General features: G+C 65.1%; 10 protein-coding genes. 9 read left to right on the top strand and 1 reads right to left on the bottom strand.

All coding sequences use genetic code 11. The features are described 5' to 3' along the window. Positions 1–326: 326 nt before the first annotated feature. On the bottom strand, positions 327–1,001 hold the full coding sequence (locus NKI31_RS31650; protein WP_352653437.1) for a cysteine hydrolase family protein: 675 nt from the start codon (positions 999–1,001) through the stop codon (positions 327–329). A 346-nt stretch (positions 1,002–1,347) separates the two neighbouring features. On the opposite strand from NKI31_RS31650, the gene exbB reads away from it, so the two are divergent. The 9 genes from exbB to NKI31_RS31605 all read left to right on the top strand — a co-directional run bounded on the left by exbB (position 1,348) and on the right by NKI31_RS31605 (position 10,037). Continuing rightward, positions 1,348–2,325: a tonB-system energizer ExbB gene (exbB, locus tag NKI31_RS31645; protein ID WP_352653436.1), complete on the top strand. Its 978-nt coding sequence runs from the start codon at positions 1,348–1,350 to the stop codon at positions 2,323–2,325. Positions 2,326–2,331: 6 nt separating this feature from the next. Beyond that, positions 2,332–2,790, top strand: coding sequence for a TonB system transport protein ExbD (gene exbD / locus NKI31_RS31640; protein ID WP_023726082.1), 459 nt, complete (start codon positions 2,332–2,334; stop codon positions 2,788–2,790). Then, positions 2,787–3,740 (top strand): energy transducer TonB, encoded by a 954-nt coding sequence (locus tag NKI31_RS31635; RefSeq protein ID WP_352653435.1) that lies wholly within the window; start codon positions 2,787–2,789, stop codon positions 3,738–3,740. The genes exbD and NKI31_RS31635 overlap by 4 nt, the downstream gene beginning before the upstream one ends. Positions 3,741–3,911: 171 nt before the next feature. Continuing rightward, a complete protein-coding gene (locus NKI31_RS31630) occupies positions 3,912–5,006 on the top strand; it encodes a transporter substrate-binding protein (protein WP_352653434.1) in 1,095 nt (364 codons plus the stop codon). Next, entirely contained in the window at positions 5,003–5,617 is a 615-nt protein-coding gene (locus NKI31_RS31625; protein WP_352653433.1) for an ANTAR domain-containing response regulator, read from the top strand. Before NKI31_RS31630 ends, NKI31_RS31625 begins: the two co-directional genes overlap by 4 nt. Continuing rightward, positions 5,595–6,497 (top strand): ABC transporter permease, encoded by a 903-nt coding sequence (locus tag NKI31_RS31620; protein WP_023668590.1) that lies wholly within the window; start codon positions 5,595–5,597, stop codon positions 6,495–6,497. The genes NKI31_RS31625 and NKI31_RS31620 overlap by 23 nt, the downstream gene beginning before the upstream one ends. Positions 6,498–6,510: 13 nt before the next feature. Continuing rightward, positions 6,511–7,431, top strand: coding sequence for an ABC transporter permease (locus NKI31_RS31615; RefSeq protein ID WP_023668591.1), 921 nt, complete (start codon positions 6,511–6,513; stop codon positions 7,429–7,431). A 76-nt stretch (positions 7,432–7,507) separates the two neighbouring features. After that, positions 7,508–9,103: an ABC transporter substrate-binding protein gene (locus tag NKI31_RS31610; RefSeq protein WP_444849001.1), complete on the top strand. Its 1,596-nt coding sequence runs from the start codon at positions 7,508–7,510 to the stop codon at positions 9,101–9,103. Further along, complete coding sequence (locus tag NKI31_RS31605) at positions 9,093–10,037, top strand: acetamidase/formamidase family protein (protein WP_023700176.1); 945 nt, start codon at positions 9,093–9,095, stop codon at positions 10,035–10,037. The genes NKI31_RS31610 and NKI31_RS31605 overlap by 11 nt, the downstream gene beginning before the upstream one ends. The last annotated feature ends 133 nt before the right edge of the window (positions 10,038–10,170 follow it).

The following is a 10,170-nucleotide window of genomic DNA, read 5'->3' as shown; positions in this document are numbered from 1 at the left end:
GGACGACCTGCGCGAGCACAAGAAGCTCGCTCTGCGCCAAGCCGCATGACCAGCATCATGGCCGCCCCATTTTGCAGAACTTGACGCACACAACCTGAAAGCTATTTCGTAGCGTTCCTTCACACCCCCCTCTGCCCTGCCGGGCATCTCCCCCGCAAGGGGGGAGATTGGCAGCTTCGAGGTATCGCTCAGCTCTTCGACGTTGGAGAGTGGCGAAAGCGGTTGAGCACTTGATCTCCCTCCTTGCGGGGGAGATGGCCGGCAGGCCAGAGGGGGGTGCTGCCCCTCCAGCGTCAAATGGTTCCCAACGCCTTCGCTTTGGTAATCTAACCAGCTTTCCCACTCGACCGCTCCAGCGCCTCCAGCACCGCGCCAGATTCCGTCAGCGTACCAAATAACCCGTCCTCCACCGTCACCATATGCAGCGCCGCGTCATGCGCGTATTGGTCGCCACTGGCGCAGGCATCGGCGATGGTCAGGCACTGGAAATTGCGGTCGCAGGCCTCGCGCAGCGTCGTGTGCACGCAGACATCGGTCGTGCAGCCGGAAAAGATCAGATGGGTGATGCCGCGTGCGCGCAGCACAAGCTCCAGATCCGTATAGGTGAAGGCGCTGTTGCAGGTCTTGTCGACGATGATGTCGTGCGGCGCGACGTCGATCTCGGCGACGATCTGAAAGCCGGGGCCGGAGCGCAGCAGCACGTCGGTGCCTTCGAGACCCGCCCGCTTGCGGCGCCATCTCTCGTACGGCGTCATGTCGGCCATGTCGCCGCGATATCCCTGCCTGGTGTAAATGATGGTGAGGCCGGCCGCACGTGCCGCTGATATCAGCCGGTTAACTGTCGGCAGGATGGCGCGCAGCGGCGCGGGGTCATAACCCTTCCTGGCGAAATAGCCGGTCGGCGAGAGGAAATCCTCCTGCAGGTCGATGACCAGCAGCGCGGTGTTTGCCGGCACCAGCCGGCCGTCATAGGGGAAATCGAACGGTATCGCCTTGATCATCGCAGCCTGCCTCAATTGCTGCCCGGTATCGTGGCCCAGCAACCCTGCGGCCGTCCATCCCTCAGTGCGACGACACCAGGTAGACCGATCCCAGGACGATGTGCCGTTGAGACATCGCGCCCACAATCGTTGGCCAAAAAAGCCATCTTGTTTGTTGACTACTAAACTCATGTTTTATAGTCAAGCAGGGGCACTCGGCCGCCTGAATTGTTTTCCAGCGGCTGTGCCGCGTTTGAGAGAAGCCAGAATCCGTGGCTGGAGTTTTCGGGGTCGAGATGGGGGTGTTCCCGCATCCCGTCACCGGCCAGCCGATCGGCTACGTGCAATAACGAAGCGAGGACGAAGCGTGTCCAGAAATGGTTTGTTGGCGGCGCTGGCCGCGGTCATGCTGTCGGCCGGCAGCGCTGCTGCGCAAGAGCAGCCAAACACGCAGCCCAGGGTGACGACGGTGCCCGCTGCAGATCCCCAGTCGGCGCCAACCGTAGTCGAACAGCCCGCACCGGCTGCGCCTGTCGCGCCGGCTTCGCCAACTGCCGGGCAGGCGGCGCCGACCGCGCCCCAGCCGGCAAACCAGCCCGGTGCATCCGCGCAGGCCGAGCCTTCGGCAATATCGCTGACGCTGCCGCACGATCTGTCGCCCTGGGGCATGTTCATGGCCGCCGACATCATCGTCAAGGCGGTGATGATCGGGTTGGCCTTCGCCTCGCTCGTCACCTGGACGGTGTGGCTGGCCAAATCGCTGGAGATTCTCTTCGGCAAGCTCAGCGCCCGGCGCGCTGCGCGCGCCATCGGCAATGCCGCCACACTGCGCCAGGCCGGGCGCTCGCTTGGCAACAGTGGCGGCCCCGGTGCGCTTTTGGTGCGGGCGGCCGAGGAAGAGACTGCCCTTTCGGCCGGTGCGCTCGGCCATGTCACCGGCGACGGGCTGAAGGAACGCGTGACGTCGCGCCTGTCGCGCATCGAAGCGGCGGCGGCGCGGCGCATGTCGCGCGGCACCGGCGTGCTGGCGACGATCGGCTCGACGGCGCCCTTCGTGGGCTTGTTCGGCACCGTCTGGGGCATCATGAACGCCTTCATCGGCATCTCGCAGGCGCAGACCACCAACCTCGCGGTCGTCGCGCCCGGCATCGCCGAGGCGCTGCTCGCCACGGCGATGGGCCTGGTCGCGGCCATTCCCGCGGTGGTCATCTACAACGTCTTTGCGCGGTCGATAGCCGGCTACCGGCAGCTCCTTGCCGATGCCTCGGCCGGGGTCGAACGGCTGGTCAGCCGCGATCTCGATTTCCGCACGGTGCCGCAGGCGCCCGCGCTGGCGGCGGAGTGATGGGCCATGGCGGCTAGAATTCGCGAGGCTATCGATGGCGATCTCGAAGAAAACCACGAGATCAATGTCACCCCGTTCATCGACGTCATCCTGGTGCTGCTGATCATCTTCATGGTCGCTGCCCCCTTGGCGACAGTCGACGTCAATGTCGATCTGCCGGGTTCGACGGCGACGCCAGCACCCCGGCCGGAAACGCCGCTGTTCCTGACGTTGAAGGACGATCTGACGCTGGCGATCGGCAATGACAGCGTGCCGCGCCAGGCTTTCGCCGCGGTGCTCGACGGCAGAACCAAGGGCGACAAGCAGACCCGCATCTTCCTGCGTGCCGACAAGGCGGTCGGTTATGGCGAGCTGATGGAGGTGATGAACCTGCTGCGCGGCGCCGGTTATCTGAAGATCGCGCTGGTGGGGCTGGAGACGGTGCCGGCGGACGCATCCGCGGCGCACCCGGGCGCCGCCCCGTGACGCAACTGGCCGCCGCCGCCCCCGCGGCGCCGCGCGCCGGCGTGCGCGAAATTGGCCTGTGGGCGGCTGCGGCCATTGTCATTGTCGGCGCGCATGTCGCGATCGTCTATGCCGTCCAGAGCTTCAGCCTGGCCAACATGGCCGATGGCGGCCCGCCGCCGGCTGTGGATATCGAGCTGTCGCCGATGATGGTGGCGCCGGCGGTGCAGGAGGACTCGATGGCCGACGTGGTGACGCCCGAGCCGCCGAACCAGATCGAGGAGGCGGTTGCCGAACTCAAGCCCGTCGTGGAGCCCGAGCCCGGTCAGCCGGAGCCGGTCACCGAGAAGACGGAAGCGGTTCAACCCGCCGCTCCGATCGAGACGGCAGCGGCCGAGCAGCCCGATCAATCGCCGCCGCTGGATGAGGTGGTGCCCGACATCGTCCCGACCATAGCGCCGGATGTGGTCATTCCGCCGCCCCAGACCAAGCCGGTGGAGACCACGCCGGTGGAGACCAAGCCGATCGAGAAGGCGAAGAAGGCTGCCGAAAAACCCAAGCCGAAAGCAAAGAAAGAGAAGAAGGAAAAGGCCGCGCCGGCGGAAGCGGTCGTGACCGCCAGTGTCGATCAAAAGGCAGTGGCGAAGGCGTCGGCGCCAAAGGCTTCGCAATCGAGTGGATCATCAGTCAGTGCAAGCAAATGGAACTCCCAGCTGATCGGATGGATCAATCGGCACAAGCGCTACCCGAGCGCGGCAAGGTCGCGGCGCGCCGTGGGTACCGCAAATGTGACCTTCGTCGTCAGCGCTTCGGGCAAGGTGACCTCCGTCCGGCTGACACGATCTTCGGGGGACGCCGATCTCGATCGCGCCGCGCTCGGCATTCTGCAGGGTGCGACGGTGCCCGCGCCACCGGCTGAGAAGGCCGGGACGGCTGTCGTGGCGCCTTTGATGTTCACGCTGCGGAACTAGAATCAGTCGGACAAGGCCGATCCCATGACCACGTACTTTCCCGCTTGACTGACCCGCCGGACCGAATACGCTAGCGCAAAATACCGGCCTTGGTCGCCGGGCGGCAAATATGCCTCGCATGCCTCGCCCTCCGGCGCTGGCTGCGGGGCATTGTCATTTCTGAGGATCGGTTTGCAACGGCGTATCGAGATCGGCATCCTGTATTCCCGTTCGGGCAGCTACCAGCTGGTCTCCGATGCGTGCCGGATGGGCGCCATGCGCGCCATCGCCGACATCAATGCCGATCGGAGCTATGGCATCGAACTGGTTCCGGTCGAGCGCGATCCGCAAAGTAATGCCGATCGCTACGCGACTTTGTGCGAGGACATTTTCAGGACCAGCAGCGCGCGCCATGTCGTCGGTTGCGTCACCTCGTGGAGCCGCAAGGAAACCATCCCGGTGCTGGAGAAGGCCGGCGGCATGCTCTGGTATGCCTGCCCCTATGAAGGGTTCGAGGCCAACGAGCATGTCGTCTACATGCACGCCTGCCCCAACCAGCACCTGGTTCCGCTGATGGCGCATGTCGTGCCGCGTTTCGGCGCCAACGGCTTCCTGCTCGGCTCGAACTACATTTGGGGCTGGGAGATGAACCGCGTGGCGCGCGACCTGATCGCGGATGCCGGCGGCAAAGTGCTGGGCGAGCGCTATCTGCGCATCGGCGAGACTGACGTGTCGCGGCTCATCGCGGAAATCCGGGCGACGAGGCCGAGCTTCATCCTCAACAATTTGATCGGCACCTCATCCTACGCCTTCCTGGCGGCTTACCGCGAGTTGGGCGATAAGGATGCGGCATTCAGGCCGGAAAACTGCCCCGTCATCTCCTGCAACCTCACCGAAGGCGAGTTGCCGGCGATCGGCGAGAGAGGGAAAGGGCATCTGTCGGTCGGGCCCTATTTCGCGCCCCGGCCGGCTGCCTTCGCTTCGTCCTTCGAGGCCTCGGCCTATGCCTCGGTGCAGGTGATGGCCGACGTGCTGTCGCGCGACACTGATGCCGGCCCGGCGGAATTTTCCAAAGCCTTCGCCGAGCGGCGCTTCTCGACCCGGCTCGGGCCGATCGCCATCGACGCACATTCCCAGCACGCGACGCTGCCGGTGATCATCGGCCGGATCGCCGATGGCTTCTTCGAGGTCGTCAGCCAGGAGGATGAGGTCGCGCCGGATCCATATCTGTCGCGCTACGACCCCGCCAAGACATTCGGCCGTCCGCGCCTGAGAGTGGTGTCATGACCCGGACGCGCATCCCCAATCTCGGCGGCGCGCGGGCTTTCATCCTGCATCGCCCGCATCCGACGGTGCAGGCAATCACCAGGCAATTGTCGGCCATCGGCCTGGCTACGATCGACTGCTGGCCGGAATTGCCGCCGGAAGCTCTCGCCGCCGATTTCGTCTTCTTCGATGCCGATCTCGGTTTCGACGAGCAATTCCCGTGGAAGCCGGGCGAGGCGCCGATGCCGCTGGTGGCGCTGATCGGTTCCGAGGCGCCGGGGCGTATCGAATGGGCGCTGTCGCACAAGGCCGATGCGCAGCTGCTGAAGCCGGTCGGCAATGCCGGCGTCTACAGCGCTCTGTTGATCGCGAGACAGAGTTTCGAGGCCCGAAAACATTTAGCCGGCGAGATAGCGTCGCTGCGCCAGCGCGTCGCCGAGCGCCAGACCATCGTGCGCGCGGTGACGGCCTTGTCGAAAGGCAGCGACGACGAGCGCGCCTATGCGCAGCTGCGTTCGCTGGCCATGAGCTGGCAGATCAGCGTCGAGGATGCCGCGCGTCGGATCGTGGGAATGACAAGCGAGGAAGCGACGGGGGAAGAAGGCGGCGATGACCAGTCCCATCGCGCCTGATCTACCGGTGCGCATGCCGGCAAAACCGCGCGCCGGTGTCTGGCGCCGGCTGGTGAAACGCCGCCTCGCGCTGCTCGGCCTGGTCATCGTCGCCATTGTCCTTGCCGGCGCTGTGCTGGCGCCCCGGCTGACCGGCTATGACCCCAACGAGCAGATGTTCGACGGCCTGACCATCGAGGGCTCGCCGCTGCCGCCCAGCGCCCAGTACTGGCTCGGCACCGACCTGCTCGGACGTGACCTCTTGACCCGCATCCTCTACGGCGCCCGCACCTCGCTGATCATCGGCATCGTCGCCAATGGCGTGGCGCTTTTGATCGGCACTTTGGTGGGCGTCACCGCAGGCTATTTCCGCGGCTGGATCGGCAGCGCGCTGATGCGCTTCACCGATCTGATGATGGCGTTCCCGGCGCTGCTGCTCGCCATCTGCCTGGCGGCAGTGTTTCAGCCCAGCCTGTGGATCGTCGCCATGGTCATCGCGCTGGTCAACTGGGTGCAGACGGCGCGTGTCATCTACACCGAGACATCGTCGCTGGCCGAACGCGAGTTCATCGACGCCGAGCGCAGCATCGGGGCGAGTGCGCCGCGCATCCTGTTTCGCCACATCCTGCCGCATCTCCTGCCCACCATCATCGTCTGGGGCACGCTCGGCATCTCCACCACGGTACTGCTGGAGGCGACGCTTTCCTTCCTCGGCATCGGCGTGCAGCCGCCGACGGCGTCGTGGGGCAACATCATTTTCGAGAACCAGACCTATTTCCAGGCCGCGCCCTGGCTGGTGTTCTTCCCCGGCGCCGCAATCCTGGCGTTGGCGCTGGCCTTCAATCTGATCGGCGACGCGCTGCGCGACATCCTCGATCCGACGCAAAGGGGCCGGGAATAATGGGGGGCCGGTCATGATCGCCTATCTCGGCCGCCGGCTGATCCAGTCGCTGCTCATCCTGCTTGGCGTCTCGCTGATCACTTTTGCGCTGCTCTACCTCTTGCCGGCCGACCCGGTGCGGCAGATCGCCGGCCGCAGTGCTACGCCGCAGACCGTGGAAAACATCCGCCAGCAGCTCGGCCTGGACCAGCCTTTCGTCGTCCAGTATTGGCACTACCTGACGAAGCTAATCAGCGGCGATCTCGGCCGCTCCTACATCCAGCGCTCGGAGGTTACCGAGCTCATCGTCTCGCGGCTGCCGGCCAGCCTGCTTTTGATGGTGGGCGCCATATTGTGCGAGTTGCTGATCGGTCTAAGCATGGGGCTGATCGCCGCCGTCAAGCGCGGCTCCGCCACCGACCAGACCCTGATGGTGGCCTCCTTCGTCGGCGTCTCGGCGCCGCAATTCGTCGTCGGCTTATTGCTGCTCTACGTCTTTGCCGTGCGGCTAAGCTGGTTTCCGATCGGCGGCTACGGCACATGGCGCCATCTGGTGCTGCCGTCGTTGACCATGGGCGTACTCGGCGCCGGCTGGTATGCGCGCATGATGCGCTCGTCGATGATAGACGTCCTGCGCCAGGATTATGTCCGCACGGCGCGGGCCAAGGGCCTGGCGCGCAGCGCCATCATATTCCGCCACGCACTGCCGAATGCCATCCTGCCGGTCATCGCCATGATCGGCATCGACATCGGCATCTTCATGGGCGGCATCGTCGTCGTCGAAAGCGTGTTCGGCTGGCCCGGCATCGGTCAGCTGGCGTGGCAGGCGATCCAGCGCGTCGACATTCCGATCATCATGGGCGTCACGCTGGTGTCGGCCTTCGCCATCGTGCTCGGCAATCTGCTCGCCGACATCATCGCGCCGTTCATCGATCCCCGCATCAAGCTCAGATGAAAATGAAACAGAGAAAGGGAACACAACAATGAAAAAGTTTCTCGCATCCACAGTCGCGGCATCCGCCTTGGCCCTCATGCTCGGCATGACAAGCGTCCGCGCCGAAGACACGGTCGATCCCAACGCCAAGCAAGGCGGCGCCATCACCATCACCTACAAGGACGATGTTGCGACCCTCGATCCGGCGATCGGCTATGACTGGCAGAACTGGTCGATGATCAAGAGCCTGTTCGATGGGCTGATGGATTACGAGCCGGGCACCACCAATTTGAAGCCCGACCTCGCCGAAAGCTACGAGATTTCGCCCGACGGCCAGACCTTCACCTTCAAGCTGCGCCATGGCGTGAAATTCCACAATGGCCGCGAGATGACGGCCGACGACGTGAAATATTCGCTTGACCGCGTCACCAATCCGAAGACGCAGAGCCCCGGCGCTGGCTTCTTCGGCTCGATCAAGGGCTATGACGATGTCGCCGCCGGCAAGGCCGAAGGCCTTTCCGGCGTCACCGTCGTCGATCCCTACACGGTGAAGTTCGAGCTGACCCGGCCCGACGCCACCTTCCTGCATGTCATGGCCATCAATTTCGCCCATGTCGTGCCGAAGGAAGAGGTCGAGAAATATGGCGCCGATTTCGGCAAGCATCCGGTGGGCACCGGCGCCTTCAAGCTCGCCGAGTGGACACTCGGCCAACGCATCGTCTTCGAGCGCAATGCGGATTACTGGCACAAGGGCCTGCCGCATCTCGACAAGATCACCTTCGAGATCGGCCAGGAACCGATCGTGGCGCTGCTGCGCTTGCAGAAGGGCGAGATCGATGTGCCCGGCGACGGCATTCCGCCGGCAAAATTCCAGGAGGTGATGGCCGATCCCGAGCAGAAGGCGCGCGTCGTCGAAGGCGGTCAGCTGCACACCGGCTACGTCACCATGAACACTACCATGGCGCCGTTCGACAATGTGAAGGTGCGTCAGGCCGTCAACATGGCGCTCAACAAGGCGCGCATCATCCAGATCATCAACGGCCGCGCCGTGCCGGCCAACCAGCCGCTGCCGCCGTCGATGCCGGGCTACGACAAGGAATACAAAGGTTATCCCTATGACGTAGCCAAGGCCAAGGCGCTGCTGGCCGAGGCCGGTCATCCCGATGGTTTCGACACGCAGCTGTTCGCCATGAACACCGATCCCAACCCGCGCATTGCCCAGGCGATCCAGCAGGACCTGGCGGCCATCGGCATCAAGGCCAGCATCCAGTCGCTGGCGCAGGCCAATGTCATCGCCGCCGGCGGTGACAAGGCCGGCGCGCCGATGATCTGGTCGGGCGGCATGGCCTGGATCGCCGACTTCCCCGATCCGTCGAATTTCTACGGCCCGATCCTCGGCTGCGCCGGCGCGGTGCCCGGCGGCTGGAACTGGTCGTGGTATTGCAACAAGGATCTCGACGCCAAGGCGGCCGAGGCGGATTCGGTGGTCGACCCGGCAAAGGCCGGCGAACGCGACAAGATGTGGAGCGCCATCTACGACAAGGTGATGGAAGACGCGCCCTGGGCGCCGGTCTTCAACGAACAGCGCTTCACCATGAAATCCGCGCGCATGGGCGGCGCCGACAACCTCTATGTCGACCCGGTCCATATCCCGATCAACTACGACAATGTGTACGTAAAAGATGTGCAATAACTGCGACTACACCATCCATGGGCGCCACCACCATTTCGGCTGGGACAATTCCTTTGTCCCGGCCGAGCGGGTGGCGCCCGGCGCGACCATCGAGTTCCAGTGCCTCGATGCCGCCGGCGGCCAGCTGAACGCCGACAGCACGGTTGCCGAAATCGCCAAGCTCGACTTCGCCGGGGTCAACCCGGTGACCGGGCCGATCTTCGTCGAGGGCGCCGAGCCGGGTGACGCGCTCAAGGTGACGATCGAGATGTTCAAACCGTCCGGCTTCGGCTGGACGGCGAACATTCCGGGTTTCGGCCTGCTCGCCGACGACTTCACGGAACCGGCGCTGAACATCTGGAAATACGATGCAGCCGCGCTCGAACCGGCGCTGTTCGGGAAAAACGCGCGCGTGCCACTGAAGCCGTTCGCCGGCACCATCGGCAATGCGCCGGCTGAGATGGGGCTTCACTCGGTGGTGCCGCCACGGCGGGTCGGCGGCAATCTCGACATCCGCGATCTCGCTGCCGGCACGACGCTCTATCTGCCGGTTGAGGTGGCCGGCGCGCTGTTCTCGGTCGGCGATACGCACGCCGCACAAGGCGATGGCGAGGTCTGCGGCACGGCGATCGAGAGCCCGATGGACGTCGTGCTCAAGCTCGACCTTGTCAAGGACGCCAGGCTGAAGACGCCGCGCTTCACCACGCCGGGCCCGGTGACGCGCCATCTCGACGCCAAGGGTTACGAGGTGACGACGGGGATTGGGCCGGATCTGATGGCGGGCGCGAAGGAGGCGGTGGCGCAGATGGTCGATCTGCTCGCTGGGCGTTACCAGATTGATCCGGTCGAGGCCTATATGCTGGCCTCGGTGTGTGGTGATCTGCGCATCAGCGAGATCGTCGACATGCCGAATTGGGTGGTGTCGTTCTATTTTCCGCGTTGCGTGTTTGAATGATGTCAGGTCGGGGCGGCACACCCCCCCCCCCCCCCCGCCCCCCCCCCCCCCCCCCCCCCCCCCCCCCCCCCCCCCCCCCCCCCCCCCCCCCCCCCCCCCCCCCCCCCCCCCCCCCCCCCCCCCCCCCCCCCCC

The organism is Mesorhizobium sp. M0659, assembly GCF_040320605.1.
Lineage (GTDB): Bacteria > Pseudomonadota > Alphaproteobacteria > Rhizobiales > Rhizobiaceae > Mesorhizobium.
The sequence above is the reverse complement of the archived record's forward strand: the minus strand, read 5'-3'. Positions and strand labels throughout refer to the sequence as shown.